Source organism: Sphingomonas faeni (assembly GCF_024273235.1).
In the GTDB taxonomy this organism is placed as follows: Bacteria; Pseudomonadota; Alphaproteobacteria; order Sphingomonadales; family Sphingomonadaceae; genus Sphingomonas; species Sphingomonas faeni_A.
In genome coordinates this window covers 94,056-109,550 of the sequence record NZ_JANBVH010000005.1, presented here as the reverse complement: position 1 = coordinate 109,550, position 15,495 = coordinate 94,056, and the positions used below count along the sequence as shown (strand labels likewise).

Annotated in this window: 13 protein-coding genes; 7 read left to right on the top strand and 6 right to left on the bottom strand. The window is 66.5% G+C overall.

Going from position 1 to position 15,495, the window contains the following annotated elements; translation table 11 throughout:
- The first annotated feature begins 97 nt into the window (after nucleotides 1–97).
- From NLI89_RS04050 to NLI89_RS04040, 3 genes are all read left to right on the top strand, one after another.
- On the top strand, nucleotides 98–1,165 hold the full coding sequence (locus tag NLI89_RS04050; RefSeq protein WP_254685847.1) for a LacI family DNA-binding transcriptional regulator: 1,068 nt from the start codon (nucleotides 98–100) through the stop codon (nucleotides 1,163–1,165).
- On the top strand, nucleotides 1,162–4,224 hold the full coding sequence (locus NLI89_RS04045; protein WP_254685846.1) for a TonB-dependent receptor: 3,063 nt from the start codon (nucleotides 1,162–1,164) through the stop codon (nucleotides 4,222–4,224). Before NLI89_RS04050 ends, NLI89_RS04045 begins: the two co-directional genes overlap by 4 nt.
- Nucleotides 4,225–4,292: 68 nt before the next feature.
- On the top strand, nucleotides 4,293–5,738 hold the full coding sequence (locus NLI89_RS04040) for a glucoamylase family protein (protein WP_254685845.1): 1,446 nt from the start codon (nucleotides 4,293–4,295) through the stop codon (nucleotides 5,736–5,738).
- A gap of 192 nt (nucleotides 5,739–5,930) precedes the next feature.
- Here NLI89_RS04040 and NLI89_RS04035 read toward each other — a convergent pair whose 3' ends face one another.
- Nucleotides 5,931–6,104: a hypothetical protein gene (locus NLI89_RS04035; RefSeq protein WP_254685844.1), complete on the bottom strand. Its 174-nt coding sequence runs from the start codon at nucleotides 6,102–6,104 to the stop codon at nucleotides 5,931–5,933.
- Complete coding sequence (dxs, locus tag NLI89_RS04030; protein WP_254685843.1) at nucleotides 6,101–8,023, bottom strand: 1-deoxy-D-xylulose-5-phosphate synthase; 1,923 nt, start codon at nucleotides 8,021–8,023, stop codon at nucleotides 6,101–6,103. Before dxs ends, NLI89_RS04035 begins: the two co-directional genes overlap by 4 nt.
- A gap of 92 nt (nucleotides 8,024–8,115) precedes the next feature.
- On the opposite strand from dxs, the gene NLI89_RS04025 reads away from it, so the two are divergent.
- Nucleotides 8,116–8,646 carry a GNAT family N-acetyltransferase gene (locus NLI89_RS04025; protein WP_254685842.1) on the top strand — a complete coding sequence of 177 codons (531 nt, stop codon included), beginning with the start codon at nucleotides 8,116–8,118 and terminating at the stop codon, nucleotides 8,644–8,646.
- Between the two features lie 160 nt (nucleotides 8,647–8,806).
- On the opposite strand, the gene NLI89_RS04020 is transcribed toward NLI89_RS04025, so the two are convergent.
- Complete coding sequence (locus NLI89_RS04020) at nucleotides 8,807–9,274, bottom strand: Fur family transcriptional regulator (RefSeq protein ID WP_254685841.1); 468 nt, start codon at nucleotides 9,272–9,274, stop codon at nucleotides 8,807–8,809.
- A 41-nt stretch (nucleotides 9,275–9,315) separates the two neighbouring features.
- Complete coding sequence (locus NLI89_RS04015; RefSeq protein ID WP_254685840.1) at nucleotides 9,316–9,696, bottom strand: MerC domain-containing protein; 381 nt, start codon at nucleotides 9,694–9,696, stop codon at nucleotides 9,316–9,318.
- 265 nt (nucleotides 9,697–9,961) lie between these two features.
- Here NLI89_RS04015 and NLI89_RS04010 point away from each other — a divergent pair, with 265 nt between their 5' ends.
- From NLI89_RS04010 to rpsI, 3 genes are all read left to right on the top strand, one after another.
- Complete coding sequence (locus NLI89_RS04010; protein ID WP_254685839.1) at nucleotides 9,962–11,026, top strand: COX15/CtaA family protein; 1,065 nt, start codon at nucleotides 9,962–9,964, stop codon at nucleotides 11,024–11,026.
- Nucleotides 11,027–11,150: 124 nt separating this feature from the next.
- Nucleotides 11,151–11,630, top strand: a complete 480-nt coding sequence (gene rplM, locus NLI89_RS04005) for a 50S ribosomal protein L13 (protein WP_082441436.1) — start codon at nucleotides 11,151–11,153, stop codon at nucleotides 11,628–11,630.
- Nucleotides 11,630–12,187: a 30S ribosomal protein S9 gene (gene rpsI / locus NLI89_RS04000; RefSeq protein WP_082443995.1), complete on the top strand. Its 558-nt coding sequence runs from the start codon at nucleotides 11,630–11,632 to the stop codon at nucleotides 12,185–12,187. The genes rplM and rpsI overlap by 1 nt, the downstream gene beginning before the upstream one ends.
- 431 nt (nucleotides 12,188–12,618) lie before the next feature.
- On the opposite strand, the gene NLI89_RS03995 is transcribed toward rpsI, so the two are convergent.
- Nucleotides 12,619–13,602 carry a polysaccharide deacetylase family protein gene (locus NLI89_RS03995; RefSeq protein ID WP_254685838.1) on the bottom strand — a complete coding sequence of 328 codons (984 nt, stop codon included), beginning with the start codon at nucleotides 13,600–13,602 and terminating at the stop codon, nucleotides 12,619–12,621.
- The gene (locus tag NLI89_RS03990; RefSeq protein WP_254685837.1) at nucleotides 13,599–15,494 is read right to left on the bottom strand and encodes a sensor histidine kinase; all 1,896 of its coding nucleotides are present in this window, start codon (nucleotides 15,492–15,494) and stop codon (nucleotides 13,599–13,601) included. The genes NLI89_RS03995 and NLI89_RS03990 overlap by 4 nt, the downstream gene beginning before the upstream one ends.
- Nucleotide 15,495: the final 1 nt, after the last annotated feature.

Genomic DNA, 15,495 nt, shown 5'->3' with positions numbered 1-15,495 from the left:
TCTTGATCCCCGCTTCTGGATCATGTAACCGGTTACATCAAGAACAAGATGTCGATCGCACCATGCAGATCGGCGCCAGAGAGGATCCTGACGCTTCATGCCGCACGCTACTGTCCGTGATATCGCCCGCGAGGCCGCGGTGTCGGTGGCGACGGTGTCGCGCGCGCTGAACGGACACAGCAACGTCCGGGCAGAAGTGCGGGAGCACATCGAGGCGGTAGCCTTGCGGCTCGGCTATGTCCCCCACGCCGCGGCGCGCCATTTGAGCTCGGCAAAGTCGGGGATGATCGGCGTCGTCGTTCCCGACCTGCACGGCGAATTCTTTTCCGAATTGTTGCGCGGCATGGACCGCGAGGCGTCCGAGCGCGGCCTGTATTGCATGATGATGGTGATGCATGGCGATGCGCAGCGCGGCGTCGCGGCACTGCACGCGATGCGCGGTCGGGTCGATGGGCTGGTGGTGATGGCACCGCAGGTGTCGGCGGACGAACTGCTGGTGCATCTACCGCGCGGCATGCCCGCGGTCCTGGTGAACTGCGCGCCGGGGCAATCGGGACGTACCGAACTGCGCATCGACAACGTTGCCGGAGCATCGGCGCTGGTCGAGCATCTGATCGCGACCGGCCGGCGGCAGCTGGTCCACATCGCCGGGCCCGTGGGCAACATCGATGCCGACGAGCGCCTGCGCGGCGCGCAGGACGCGTGCGCGCGCGCCGGCATTTCGCTGCGCGTGCTGCCCGGCGACTTCAAGGAACCGTCGGGTGCCGCCGCCGCCGCGACCCTGATCGAGGAGGGTGCGGCGTTCGATGCGATCTTCGCTGCCAACGACATGATGGCGATCGGCGCGATGATGGTGCTCAAGCGTGCTGGCGTCGCGGTACCCGATCAGGTCGCGATCTGCGGCTTCGACGACATCCCCCTCACCCGCCTCATCTCGCCGTCGCTGACCTCGGCCAGCATCGACATCGCCAGCTTCGGCGCCAGCGCGGTCGCGCGGCTGGTGAAGGCGATCGCGGGCGACGACGATGGCGGTGTCGAGCAGCGCGTGCCGATCGTGATGGTGCGCGAGTCCACCGGCCCCAGGCTCCACGCCTCCACCGACCACAATTTTTCAAACGTCCACAACGAGAAGCCCGACAAATCGGGAATAGGGGAACTACCATGAACACAATGATGTTGCGTGCGGCGGTCGTCTCGCTGACTGCGCTGTCCGGCGGGCTGCTCTATGCGCCTGCCCCGGCGGCTGCGCAGGTCGGCCAGGCGTCGCTCCGCGGCACGATCACCGCGCCGGCCGACAATCCGGTCGTCGAGGTCACCGCAGTCGAGATTTCCACCGGCTTGCGGCGTACCGTGCCGGCCGACGCCAGCGGCGCGTACAACTTCGCCTCGCTGCGCGCGGGCACCTATCGTCTCGAAATCAAGCAGCGCAACGGCACGCGCAATTCGGACGCGCTCACGCTGCGTGTCGGTCAGGTGGCGGGCCTCGACCTCGACCTGTCGGCCCCCACCGCCACCGCGCCCACCGCGAGCCAGGGCACCACGCCCGAGGGCGCGGAACCCGGTGCCGCCCCGGATGCCGACACAGCCTCCAGCGGCGACGAGATCGTCGTCACCGGCAACCGCATCCGTTCGCTGTCGGGCGGCCAGGTCGGCAGCGTCATCTCGTCGCGCCTGATCGAGCAGTTGCCGCAGAACAACCGCAACTTCCTCGCCTTTGCCGATCTGGCGCCGGGCGTGCGGTTCATCGAGGACGCCAGTGGCGCGTCGCGCATCCAGGGCGGCGGCCAGGACAGCCGCACCGTCAACGTCTTCATCGATGGCGTCAGCCAGAAGGACTATGTCCTCAAGAACGGCATCACCGGCCAGGATTCCTCGCCCGGCAACCCGTTCCCGCAGCTCGGCATCGGCGAGTATCAGGTGCTGTCGTCGAACTACAAGGCGGAGTTCGACCAGGTCAGCTCGGTCGCGATCACCGCGGTGACCAAGTCGGGCACGAACGAGTTCCACGGCGAAGGCTTTTTCGACTTCACCAACCAGAACCTGCGCGATCGTCGGCCCAGCGAGATCTTCCCGACCACGATTTCCAAGGTCGACACCAGCAACAAGCAGTTCGGTGCGGCACTCGGCGGCCCGATCATCAAGGACAAGGCGCACTTCTTCTTCACCTATGAAGGCAAGCGCATCTCCAGCCCGTACGACGTGCGGCCCGAGAACGGCTATCCGGTCTCGTCGATCCCGGCCCAGTACCAGGATAATTTCGGCACCTTCGCGCAGAATTTCAAGGAAGACCTCTACTTCGGCAAGATCGATATCGTGCCGACCGACAACGACCTGATCGAGCTGTCGGGCAAGTATCGCAACGAATCCGGCCTGCAGAACGCGACCGGCATCAATGCCGCGAGCACGTCGACGCTCAACAAGGTCGTCGACAAGCGCGGACTGCTGCGCTGGCAGCACACCGGCGACAAGTGGATCAACGACGCGCGCGTGTCGTATGAGGACGTGGTCTTCTCGCCGACGCCTGCGACCGACGGCATCACGCAGTTCTTCCAGGCGACGCAGCGGATCGGCAACGGCACGCAGCGCACCGACCTGCTCCGCGCCGGCGCCGGCGGCAATTTCCAGACCAAGGGCCAGAAGGGCTGGACCGTCCAGGACGACTTCACCTTCACCGGCCTTCAGGGCCACACGATCAAGGTCGGTGCCAAGGCGAAATGGGTGAAGCTCAACACGCTCGAGCAGAACCTGACCAACCCGCAATATACCTATGACGTCAACGCGATCCCCGGTGTCGCGTTCAACGATACGCTGCCCTATCAGCTCCAGTTCGGTGCGCCGGTCGGCTCGGGCAATCCCGGCGTCCGGTCGAAGAATTTCCAGATCGGCTTCTACGCACAGGACGATTGGGACGTCACCAGCCACCTGACGCTCAACCTCGGGCTGCGCTGGGATTACGAGCGGACGCCGGCCTATCTGGACTATGTCACCTCGGCGGAGAACATCGCGGCGGTGTCGCCCGCCAATTATCCCAACCTCGTCAACGCCGATTACGACATCAACGACTATATCTCGAACGGCAATAACCGGAAGGCGTTCAAGGGCGCATGGCAGCCTCGTCTCGGCTTCACCTATCGCTTCGACGACGCAGGCCGCTTCTCTATGTTCGGCGGCTATGGCCGGTCGTATGACCGCAACCAGTTCGACTTCCTCCAGCAGGAGGTCAGCCAGGGCGCGTACCAGGTCCGCACGTTCAACTTCATCGGCAACGACTCGCTCAACCCGTGCGTGCCGAGCCAGACCTGTATCGCTTGGGACCCGTCCTACCTGACCGAGGCCGGACGCCAGCAGCTGGCCAACTCGGCGACCGGCGGCGGGCGCGCGATCGTCATGATGAACAACGACCTGAAGCTGCCCTATTCGGACCAGTTCAGCCTCGGCCTGCGCGGACGCTTCTCGCCGGTCGAGCTCGAGGTCGGCTTCACGCATATCGAGAGCAATGACGGGTTCGCGTTCCTGCTCGGCAATCGCCGTCCGGACGGCAGCTTCTTCTTCAACGATCCCGCCAGCGTGTCGGACGTCCCCCAGTCGCCGTTCTCGTTCTCGCCCAATGGCTATGGCTCGATCATCCTCGGCACCAATGGCCTGAAGACCAATTCCGACGCGGTCTATTTCAAGCTGACCAAGACCTATTCGGCAGCCTCGCCGTGGAGCATCGACGCGACCTACACCTACACGCAGGCGGACGAGAACCGGCAGTTCGGCGAGACCTATTCGCTCGATTACGCGCAGCTCTCGGATTATCCGACGCTCCGCTCTTCGGGCGTGCCGCGCCACCGGTTCGTTATCGCGGGCAGCGTCGACACCCCGATCGGCGTGACCTTCTCGACCAAGTTCCAGATCGAATCGCCGATCTATCTGAAGTCGTTTATCGACAATTCGGATCCGTTCACCCGGACGCTGGTCGGGCGGGAGGCGGATGGGCTCGGCGATCTCTGGGGTCGCCGTCAGCTGGATTTCGCGTTCACCAAATTCGTCCCGCTCGGCTTCATCACCGACCAGACGAAGATCCGGATGCGGCTCGATATCCTGAACGTGATGAACGACCGGAATTACACCGACTTCAACAACAGTCCGCTCGATCCGAACTATGGCAAGCGCTCGACCTACAGCACGGGCGGCAACGCGCCGCGCACGATCAAGCTGTCGGCGGGCTTCTCGTTCTAAAACTCTGCTGCGGGGCGCGGCCATGCCGCGTCCCGCTCGTATTTGCTTATCAGTAACCGAAGGACGTCATGATCGATCGCAGGCAGATGCTGGGCCACACGACGTTGGGCCTGGCGGGACTTATGGCCGGCTGCGCCATGCCGTCCGCTACCCGGCTCGGGAGCGGTGCCACCACAACCGGTACGGCAACGGGCACGGCGATGCCGACCGCGCTGCTCGCCGATCTCCACCAGCGCAGTTTCCGCTTCTTTTGGGAGACGACGGACCCCGCGACCGGACTTGCGCCGGATCGCTGGCCGACGCCGTCCTTCGCATCGATCGCGGCGGTCGGGTTCGCGCTGACGGCTTATCCGATCGGCGTGGTCAATGGCTGGATCACGCGCGACGAGGCGCGGACCCGCACGCTCGCCACGCTGGAGTTCTTCGCCGCCGCGCCGCAGGGCGACAGCAAGAGCGACGACAGCGGCTATAAGGGCCTGTTCTACCATTTCCTCGGCACGACCAAGGGGCACAGGTTCGCCCGCGCGGAGCTGTCGACGATCGATACCGCGCTGCTGATCGGCGGGGTGCTGTTCGCGCAGAGCTGGTTCGATTCGGATCATCCCGGCGAGGTCCGGATTCGGGCGCTCGCCGACCAGCTCTACGCCGCGGTCGACTGGAGCTGGATCGTGCCGCGCACGCCTTTCATGTCGATGGGCTGGCATCCCGAAAGCGGCTTCATCCCGCACGACTGGAACATCTATAACGAGGCGCTGCTGCTGTACGTGCTGGCGCTCGGCTCGCCGACGCATGCCTTGCCGGCCGAAACCTGGGACGCATGGACCGACCGCTTCGATGCGCAGTGGAGCGATAAATGGGGCGAGCCGCACGTCCATTTCGCGCCGCTGTTCGTACACCAATACAGCCATTGCTGGATCGACTTCCGCGGCATCCGCGACCGCTACATGGCGAAGAAGGGCATCGATTATTTCGAGAACAGCCGTCGTGCCGTGCGCGCGCAGCGCAATTACGCGATCGCCAATCCAGGCGGCTGGACGGGCTATGGCCCCGACGTCTGGGGACTGACCGCATGCGACGGGCCGGGCGATTTCACGATCGACATCGGCGGCCGCAAGCGCGAGTTCTTCAGCTATTCCGCACGAGGGCCTGACGATCGCGACGACGGTACGCTGGCGCCCACGGCGGCCGCCGCGTCGATGGCGTTCGAGCCGGAACTGGCACGGCGCGCGATCGAGACGATGCACGGGCGCTACGGCACGCAGATCTACGGCAAATACGGGTTCCTCGACTCGTTCAACCCGACGTTGACGGCGCCGTCCGCACCGCTGAAGCACGGCAGCATCGATCCGAAGATGGGCTGGGTCGACAACGACTATCTGGGCATCGACCAGGGCGCGATCGTCGTGATGATGGAGAATTGGCGGACCGGGCTGGTATGGTCGACGATGCGCGGCAATCCGCATATCCGGCGCGGGTTGCAGCGTGCTGGGTTCACGGGGGGGTGGTTGGCCTGAGCGGGGGCCTCACCTTACGCCCCTCCCTGGAAGGGAGGGGTTGGGGGTGGGTTGGCCGCTTGAGCCCCACCCGTCGAGCATGCGGAAGCCGACCCACCCCCGGCCCCTCCCTTTCAGGGAGGGGGGAAGAAGGCGGCGCGATACAAAGGCCGTGGAAAATACAAAAGCCGTGGAAAGACCTGGATGGGCGCCTTAGTTCGGCGCGGGATCCTCTACCCGATCGACAGCGTCCCGCTCACGATCCGCCTGCTCGACCTTCGCCGCCGCCAAGCCACCTCGCATCCGCCGCCACATCGCGATATTCAGCGACACCATCACGATCACCGCGAGCGCGATGATCGCGATGGCCTTGGTCGGCCCGGTCATGCGCGCGCTTCGGCGACCCCGCCCGAATTGTGGCGAAGCGCCTTGAGCACCGTGTCGACCAGCGCAGTCGCGTCGAGGCCCGCTTCGGCATACTGGATCTCGGGCTTGTCCTGATCCTGGTACACGTCGGGCAGGCGCAGCGTGCGCAGCTTGAGCCCGCCATCGATCAGCCCCTCGTCCGACGCCATCGTCAGCACGTGCGCGCCGAAGCCGCCGACCGAGTTCTCCTCGATCGTCACCGCGACCTCGTGCGTGGTCAGCAGCTTGCGGATCAGGTCGACGTCGAGCGGCTTGGCGAAGCGCAGATCGGCGACCGTCGTCGACAGCCCCTTGGCTTCGAGAACCTCTGCGGCCTTGAGCGCCTCCTCGAGACGCGTGCCGAGCGACAGGATCGCGACGGTCTTGCCCTCGCGCACGATGCGGCCCTTGCCGATCTCCAGCAGCTGCGGGATCTCGGGCAGCGCGACGCCGGTGCCGTTGCCGCGCGGATACCGCACCGCGATCGGGCCGGCGTCATACTGCGCCGCAGTGTGCGTCATGTGGACCAATTCCGCCTCGTCCGCCGCCGCCATCACGACGAAGTTCGGCAGCGTCGCGAGGTAGGTGACGTCGAACGACCCGGCATGGGTCGCACCGTCCGCGCCCACGAGACCCGCACGGTCGATCGCGAAGCGGACCGGCAGGTTCTGGATCGCGACGTCGTGCACGACCTGATCGTAGGCGCGCTGGAGGAACGTCGAATAGATCGCGCAGAACGGGCGCATGCCTTGTGCCGCGAGGCCAGCCGCGAAGGTCACGCCGTGCTGCTCTGCGATACCGACGTCGAAGAACCGGTCGGGATACGCCTTGGCGAACGCATCGAGCCCGGTGCCCGACGGCATCGCCGCGGTGATCGCACAGATCCGCGGATCCTTCGCGGCCTCGGCGACGAGCTGCGCGCCGAACACGTTCTGGTATTGCGGCGGCCCCGGCGGCGCCTTGGTCTGCACGCCGGAGATCACGTCGAACTTCTGGACGCCGTGATATTTGTCCGCGGCGGCCTCGGCGGGGGCATAGCCCTTGCCCTTCTTGGTGACGACATGGACGAGGATCGGCCCCTCCTCCGCATCGCGGACATTCTCGAGCACCGGGATCAGATGGTCGAGATTATGACCGTCGATCGGGCCAACGTAGTAAAAGCCGAGTTCCTCGAACAACGTGCCGCCCATCGTCATGCCGCGCGCGAACTCGTCGGTTTTCCGCGCGGCGTTGTGGAACGGGCGCGGCAGGCGACGCGCGAGCTTCTTCGCCAGCTCGCGGATGCCGAGGAATTCGCGACTCGACACGATCCGCGACAGGTACGCCGAGAGGCCACCGACCGGCGGCGCGATCGACATGTCGTTGTCGTTGAGGATCACGACCAGGCGGTTGCCGGCCTGCTCGGCGTTGTTCATCGCCTCGTACGCCATGCCCGCAGACATCGCGCCGTCGCCGATCACGGCGATGCCCTTGCCCGGTGTGCCGGCGATCTTGTTGGCGACCGCAAAGCCCAGCGCCGCCGAGATCGACGTCGAGGAATGCGCCGCGCCGAACGGGTCGTATTCGCTCTCGCTGCGCTTGGTGAAACCGCTGAGTCCGCCACCCTGGCGGAGCGTGCGGATGCGGTCGCGGCGCCCGGTCAGGATCTTGTGCGGATAGCATTGGTGGCCGACGTCCCACACCAGCCGGTCGCGCGGCGTGTCGAAGACGTAGTGGATCGCGGTGGTCAGCTCGACCACGCCAAGACCCGAGCCGAGATGGCCGCCGGTGGTGCCGACCGCGGAGATCGTCTCGGTACGCAGCTCGTCGGCGAGTTGTCGGAGCTGATCGGGCTTCAGCTTGCGGAGGTCGTCGGGCGTCGAAACGGTATCGAGCAGCGGTGTCGAGGGAAGGTCGGCCATCATGCAGGCTTAATGCAGCGCGGGTATCGTGTCGATTGTTACCGTGTCCTAAGCTAGCATTCGCGCTGAAATTGCTCGGGAAGTGCACAATTATGAACTTTACGCACCGTGTTGCCGTCGAGGCGGATATCCCGGCGATCGCGGCGCTGATGACGCGGGCGATCGGCGCGTTGCAGGAGGATTTTCTCACGCCGGCGCAGGTCGAGGCGAGCCGCGCGGTGATGGGGCTGGATACGCAGCTGATCGCGGACGGGACGTATGTGCTGGTGGAGGCGGACGGGCGGCTGGCCGGATGTGGCGGGTGGAGCCGGCGGGCAACACTCTATGGCGGCGATCACAGTACCGCGTTGCGTGATTCGGCGCTGCTGGACCCGGCGCGCGATGCGGCGCGAATCCGGGCGATGTATACCGATCCCGATTTCGTGCGGCGGGGTGTCGGACGCTTGGTGCTGTCGGTTTGCGAAGCGGCTGCGCGCGAGGCGGGGTTTGTGCGGGCGGAGATGATGGCGACGCTGGCGGGGGAGCCGCTGTACCGGGCGTGCGGGTATTTGCCGATCGAACGAATCGAGACGCCGGGGGACGTGCCGGTGCCGATGATCCGGATGGGGAAGGATCTGGGCTGACGGCTCCCCTTCTGCTCCCCTCCCTGGAAGGGAGGGGTTGGGGGTGGGTCGGCTTCCGTATCAGGCGATGTTGGCCAAACCGACCGACCCACCCCTACCCCTACCCCTCCCTTTCAGGGAGGGACGGCTCATTACGGAGTTACGTGCGCGGGGTCAGCGCCTAGCGCGGCTCGCACTCCGCACAGCGACCGCGCACTTCGATGACCGGGCGCACCGGCGAAAAGCCTGCTGCCTCCGCTGCATTGCGGACGCCTTTAGTAATCGTGTCGTTGTCGAGATGCGTGGTCTGGCCGCACGAGTCGCAGACCAGGAAGATGCAGTCGTGCAGGCAATCCGGATGCGCATTGGCGACATAGGCATTGGCGCTCTCGACCCGCCGCGCGAGGTTCGCGCCGACGAACAGGTCGAGGATGCGGTACACGCTGTTCGCCGCAACCCGCCGGCCTTCGGATTTCGAAACAGCCTCGGCGATATCGTAGGCGGAGGCGGGTTTCTCGAAACTTGCGAGCGCCGCGAACACGCTCGCGCGCATCGACGTCCATTGCTCGCCGGCTTTTTCCAGCGTCGTCTGCGCTGCGATGGTGAGATCGGCGCCCTGCGGTTCGGTGTGGTTGTGAGCGTGCGCCATGCTGGATGAAGTAGGATGCCGGAGGTGTTCCAGCAACCCGCTCAGCTGTCGGCGCGACGGTTGAGATCGTGGCCGAACGCGAGCAGGCCGACGCCGACGATCGTCCACAACGTCTCGCCGCCGCTGTCGTGCGGCAAAGTCATCGCGCCCGCCATGATCCCGAGCCCGAGCGCGCCCATCGCAGCGGGCATCATGTAGCCGTGATTGAGTACGCCGCGGCCAAGCGCCAGCGCACCGAGGCCGATCGCGATCGTCAGGCCGACCTCGTGAAAGATCGGATCGAGCAGGAACCCACTCGCGGTCGACATCAGCGCGACCAGCACCGACGTCGCCAAGCAATGCACCATGCACAGGCCCGACAGCCCGATCGCATAGCGATCGAGACCGGCGAAACGGTGGGTATGCGTGGCCGAGGGCGTCATCGTTTGTTGGATATAGACGGCTCGTTGACAGGATACAACATTACATCCTCGATTTTCTTGGCGAGTTGATGGGTTTTGAAGCGGCATTCCCTCTTCGATGTTCTCCCGCGAAGGCGGGAGCCCAGCCTGGGCTCCCGCCTTCGGGAGAACAAGGAGGAGAAGCGTGGCGCGCTGATCCCGGCGCCCGAACCTCCGTCAACAACATGAAGCAATGGCGCACCACGAAGCGATGGCGCCGCGCCCTTCAGGGGAGTAATACGCAGCCATGCTTCAACCCAGCGCCGCCTTTCTCACCAAAGCCCGTCCTCGTGCGGTCGCCCTGTGGCTGTATACGGTGGCGGCGCTGATCGTCGCGATGGTCGTCATCGGCGGGATCACGCGCCTGACCGAGTCGGGGCTGTCGATCACGCAGTGGAAGCCGATCAGCGGGATCATCCCGCCGCTCAACGACGCGCAGTGGCAGGCCGAGTTCGACGCCTACAAGCGCATCCCGGAATATGCCGCGTTCAATGCGGACATGACGCTCGGCGGGTTCAAGGCGATCTTCTTCTGGGAATATCTGCACCGGTTATGGGGTCGGCTGATCGGCCTCGCCTTCGCGGCGCCGCTGATCTGGTTCGCGATCCGCAAGCGAATCCCGGTCGGCTATGGCTGGCGGCTGTCGGCGCTGCTGGCGCTTGGTGCATTCCAGGGCGCGATCGGGTGGTGGATGGTTGCCTCGGGCCTGTCGGTGCGCACCGACGTCAGCCATATCCGGCTCGCCGTGCATCTGCTGACCGCGCTGACGATCCTTGCCGGGATCGTATGGACCGCGCTCGACCTGATGGCGCTGCACCGCAATCCGCTCGCCGCCCCTGCCCGCCTTGCGCCCGTGGCGATCCTCGCGCTGGCGCTGCTGTTCGTGCAGCTCGTCTACGGCGCGTTCACCGCCGGGCTCGACGCCGGCTATGCGTTCGCCAGCTGGCCGCTGATGGGCGACGGGCTGTTCCCCGCCGACGTGCCGATGGTGAACCCCGCCTGGAGCAACGCGGTCGACAACCCGATCGTCGTCCAGTTCATCCACCGCTGGTTCGCGTTCGCCGCCGCCGCCGGGCTGATCTGGCTGGCGATCAAGGCGACCAAGACCGGCAGCAGCGCGGGGTTCTTCGTCGTCGGGCTCGTCACGCTGCAGATCATGCTCGGCATCGCCACGCTGATGACCGGCGTGCAGATCGACGTCGCGGTCGCGCATCAGGGCAATTCAGCTCTGCTCCTGATCGCCGCGATGTTCGCCGCCCACGCGGTCGGCACGGCGCCGCGCATCGGGACCCGCCTAAAGCAGCGGGTATAATAATACCCGTCAGGAAACCGGCGGAAAGCTTGACTTGAAGCCCCCCTTTCAGCATTAGGCCGGCATTCGCGCTGCGGGGCCTCCCCTTGGTGCGCTTGCATTCAATCTGGAAGGTCTAACGCCCATGAAGGCGCTCATGAAGACCACCAAGTCGGCGAAGCCGGCAGAGGTGGACAAGCAGTGGCATATCGTCGACGCGGAAGGTCTCGTCGTCGGCCGTGCTGCATCGATCATCGCCAACGTCCTGCGCGGCAAGCACAAGGTGTCGTTCACCCCGCATGTCGATTGCGGTGACAACGTCGTCGTGATCAATGCCGACAAGATCCGCTTCACCGGCAACAAGGCCGCGAAGAAGATCTATTACAAGCACACCGGTTATGCCGGCGGCATCAAGGGCATCACTGCCGCCAAGGTCCTCGACGGCCGCTTCCCGGAGCGCGTTCTCGAAAAGGCCGTTGAGCGCATGATCCCGCGCGGCCCGCTGGGTCGTGAGCAGATGCGCAACCTGCGTATCTTCAAGGGCACCGAGCATCCGCACGAGGCACAGAACCCTGCCGTGCTCGACATCGGCAGCATGAACCGCAAGAACAAGGTGGGCGCATAATGTCCGACAACCGCCAGTCGCTCGCCGATCTCGCGAGCCTGACCAACCAGCCCGCGCCGGCTGCCCCCGCCGAGCAGGCTCTGCCGACCAGCGAAGGCGATCTCGCAGCACCGGTCTCGAACGAGCCCGTCCGCGAGCCGATGCCGCTGCGCGAGCAGATCCTCGACAAGCAGGGCCGCGCCTATGCGACCGGCCGTCGCAAGGACGCCGTCGCCCGCGTCTGGGTCAAGCCCGGCACCGGCAAGATCACGATCAACGGTCGTGACCAGGAAGTGTATTTCGCACGTCCGACGCTGCGTCTCGTGATCAACCAGGTGTTCGGGATCACCGAGCGCGAAGGTCAGTACGACGTCGTCTGCACCGTCAAGGGCGGTGGTCTTTCGGGCCAGGCCGGCGCGGTCAAGCACGGCATCAGCCAGGCGCTGACCCGCTTCGAGCCGGTGCTGCGCGCCTCGGTGAAGGCAGCAGGCTTCCTGACCCGCGACAGCCGCGTCGTCGAGCGTAAGAAGTACGGCAAGGCGAAGGCCCGTCGTAGCTTCCAGTTCTCGAAGCGCTAATCTCGCTTTCAGTATCTGCGTATCAGAAGGGCGGTCCGGCAACGGGCCGCCCTTTTTCGTTCTGGGCGATCGCGGAGGCAGCAGATCGTCCGGGTAGCCGCCCCGAAGCGCAACGATCCCCCCTCCCTGAAAGGGAGGGGTTGGGGGTGGGTAGGCCAGCTTGAGCCCAGATGGTCGAATATGCGGAAACCGACCCACCCCCTGCCCCTCCCTTCCAGGGAGGGGAGCGCGTCGGAGTCGAGGCGTTGCGATGCGGACACTACGGCCGTTGAGTTCGTCGATCGGTCCGACAGGCTGACAACGCTTAACGCGATCCGCCTCGCGCCTGCGTCTTGTTCTCCCGCGAAGGCGGGAGCCCAGTCTGGGTCCCCGCCTTCGCGGGGAAACAACCGATAACCCAGCAGCGCCCATCCCTCCCGTTTGGCAGGGCCTCACCCCAACGCCGCGATGATCTCGTCAAGCGAGGCGTTGCGGATGCCGCGACGGTCGAACTCGTCGAGCATCGTCGTCCACCAGGCATGGAATCGCTTCAAATCCGCAGCGTCGCGGACGTAAGGCGTGTGGCCGGGCGCGAGCGACGGCGAATGGAACGACAGGTTGAGCAGGCGCAGCCCCTCGCCTGCCGCAACCGCCACCGCCTCGAGCGCGGCGGCGATCGGCATGTCCTCGGGGGTCAGCGCGATCCGCGACAACAGGCGCGCGCGCGCGAACGCCCCCCTGCCTTTCGGCACATGGCCCAGCGCACGGTACAGCCCGGCACCGCCCCGTCGCGCGCGGCCGGTGAAAACGGTGGTCAGCGGCAGTTCGACGATGCCGCGGTCGCGATACGCACCCGCATCCGCCATCGAAAAGTCCGGGCCGCCATCGCCGCTATAATCGTAACCGGGACGAACCGAACTATCGATCCGGTAGCCGAGCGCCGCCAGCAGGTCGAAACTATGCGGCCCGATGCCGTAACGACCGGCGCGATATGCACGCGGGGCCATGCCGAATGCGGTAGTGATCGCGGACGTCAGCGTCTCGAGCTTGGCGGCCTCCAGCGCCCGCGGCAGGTTGCCCGCATAGCTCGCCGCCGATGTCGCTGCCCCCTCGAACGGCGGATTGACCCAGGCATGCAACTGCGTGCCGATCTCCGACCGCCCATCCTCGACGACGCGCGACAGGATCGCGACCGAAGCCGGGTCGGTGGCGATCGGGTGGTCGATCATGCAGTTGAGCGCGACGCCACGCTCGGCGAACCGGCGATGCGCGTCGGGGAATGCCGCCATCGCGGTCGTCGCGCGGTTGCGGGGATCATGGGGAGCGCGCCAGTCGAACTCTTCCTCGACATCGACGAAGACGGTGAAGCGCGTGCCGAACTCGTCGGGCCAGACCACCCGCTGCGCGTCGGTCGGCCGCGGCGGGCGGTAGGTCACCGCTGGTCGTCGGCGGTACGCTCCGCTTCCGCGACATCGGCGGCGGGGAGTTGCAGCGTCAGGCGTTCCGCGCCGATCGTCAGGACGCCGCCGAGTTCGACCGCGAGATTCTGCGCGAGGCGCAGTGCGAAGCCGGTGCCGAGCAGCGGCGCGCCGTCGCTTTCCTGTTCGGCATCGATGCTGAGCAGCACGTCGGTCGCATGCGCGGCGAGCGCGGCGGGGCGGTCAAACTCGATCGTGATCGTGTCGGCCACCGGCCGCACGACGATCCCGAGCTGCTCCCCCTGCCGTCCGGCCGAAACCAGCGCGGCAAGCAGGCGCCCGACCATCCGCTCGACTGCGCGATCGTCGCCGAGGATATCGCAGTCGCCCGCCGGCATCGCCACGGACAGGCTTGCCCCGCGCAACGTCGCGAGCGGCTGCAGATCCTTCGTGACGCGATCGAGCAACGCACGGACCGGCACCGTCGTCGGTCGCAGGTCGAGCGCATGGCCTTCGATCCGTGCGGCGGTATCGAGGTCGTCGATCGCGGCGAGCAGATCGCCCGCCTGCGTGCGGATCGCAGAGGCACGGTCGCGATAGGTCGGCGAAACGGGCCCCAGCAATTGCGTCTCGATCAGCTCGGCGAACCCGGCGATCGCATTGGTCGGCGTGCGCAGTTCGTGGACGAGCTGGCGGAGCGAATCCGCGACCGGCGACGATGGGCGCACTGGCACACGCCCCGGGTGGGCGGTCTCGTCGCGACGCGGGCGGCGCGCGGTGCCGCGGAAACCGATGAAGCGGCCCGACGCATGTTCGAACGCGGGCACGCCCGACAGCCGCCATGATCCGAATGCGTCGGACAGTCCGCCGACTTCGAGCCGCGCGTCGCTGAACCGCGAGCGGCGGCGGAATGCGCCGGCCGCGACGCCGTCGAGATGCGCCTCGCCCTGCTGCGCGGCATAGGCGAGCGACACGCCGACCAGCGCCGAGCGCGCGACCCCGTCGACCATCCGGATGATGCCTTGCGCGTCGGTTTCGAAGCGGAAGCTCTCGATTTCGGCCGCCGCCGGCGTCGGGGTGGCGACGTCGACGATACGGTCGCGGTTGAACGCCTCGATCCGCGCGACGAGGTCGGAAATCTCGAACCGGTCCGCCGGCGCAGGTCCGGTCGGTTCGACGACGGGCGGTTCGGTCTCGGCCAGCTTGGCATGGCGAAACGCCTCGGCGACGAACGGCAGCCCTCGGGCAACCGCGCCCAGCGCCATGAACGGGGTTTCGCTGAGGGGCGCGGAGTAGAGCGACGGTTCGGGCGCTGTGGCAGGGGGCACGTCGATCGGGGGTGGATCGAACCCCTCAGCAACGGGTTCTTCAACGACAGGCGGCTCTTCGGCCAGCACCGGCGCGGCAGCGATCGGCTCCACAAGCGTCGGCTCCACAAGCGTCGGCTCCACAAGCGTCGGCTCCGCCTCGACCGGCGCATCGGGTTGCGGCAGCACGAAGTCGACCGGACCGAAACTCTGCAAGCCACGCTGGACCTCCGCCGGCAGGTCGCGGCGATGGCGCAGCACCGAACGGCTGGCGGGCGTCAGGCGCGGCAGGATCGCCAGCCATTCGTCGGGCTCCAGCGTTGCGGTCCGCAGCACGGGCGCGGCGATCGCCAGCGCATCCTCGGCGAAGAACCCGACTAGGTTCGCATCGGGCCGGGCGAAGGCGAGCGCGCGGGCGCTGGCGGCGCGAACCTCGACCGGCACCGCCTGGCGCAACAGGCGCAGTCGCGCGATGGCCGGTTCGTCGACCGCCGCCCGACCGCGACCCATCAGGTCCACCAGTTGACGCCACGCGGATTGCGCGCCGAAACCGGTGGCCATGTCGGCAGCGAGGATCGTCTTCAGGCTATCGTCGAACCGCACA

What these genes read in the sequence shown, in the direction of transcription:
- NLI89_RS04050 (WP_254685847.1), top strand. Translation starts at nt 98, where the DNA reads ATGCCGCACGCTACTGTCCGTGATATCGCCCGCGAGGCCGCGGTGTCG.
- NLI89_RS04045 (WP_254685846.1), top strand. Translation starts at nt 1,162, where the DNA reads ATGAACACAATGATGTTGCGTGCGGCGGTCGTCTCGCTGACTGCGCTG.
- NLI89_RS04040 (WP_254685845.1), top strand. Translation starts at nt 4,293, where the DNA reads ATGATCGATCGCAGGCAGATGCTGGGCCACACGACGTTGGGCCTGGCG.
- NLI89_RS04035 (WP_254685844.1), bottom strand. Translation starts at nt 6,104, where the DNA reads ATGACCGGGCCGACCAAGGCCATCGCGATCATCGCGCTCGCGGTGATC.
- dxs (WP_254685843.1), bottom strand. Translation starts at nt 8,023, where the DNA reads ATGGCCGACCTTCCCTCGACACCGCTGCTCGATACCGTTTCGACGCCC.
- NLI89_RS04025 (WP_254685842.1), top strand. Translation starts at nt 8,116, where the DNA reads ATGAACTTTACGCACCGTGTTGCCGTCGAGGCGGATATCCCGGCGATC.
- NLI89_RS04020 (WP_254685841.1), bottom strand. Translation starts at nt 9,274, where the DNA reads ATGGCGCACGCTCACAACCACACCGAACCGCAGGGCGCCGATCTCACC.
- NLI89_RS04015 (WP_254685840.1), bottom strand. Translation starts at nt 9,696, where the DNA reads ATGACGCCCTCGGCCACGCATACCCACCGTTTCGCCGGTCTCGATCGC.
- NLI89_RS04010 (WP_254685839.1), top strand. Translation starts at nt 9,962, where the DNA reads ATGCTTCAACCCAGCGCCGCCTTTCTCACCAAAGCCCGTCCTCGTGCG.
- rplM (WP_082441436.1), top strand. Translation starts at nt 11,151, where the DNA reads ATGAAGGCGCTCATGAAGACCACCAAGTCGGCGAAGCCGGCAGAGGTG.
- rpsI (WP_082443995.1), top strand. Translation starts at nt 11,630, where the DNA reads ATGTCCGACAACCGCCAGTCGCTCGCCGATCTCGCGAGCCTGACCAAC.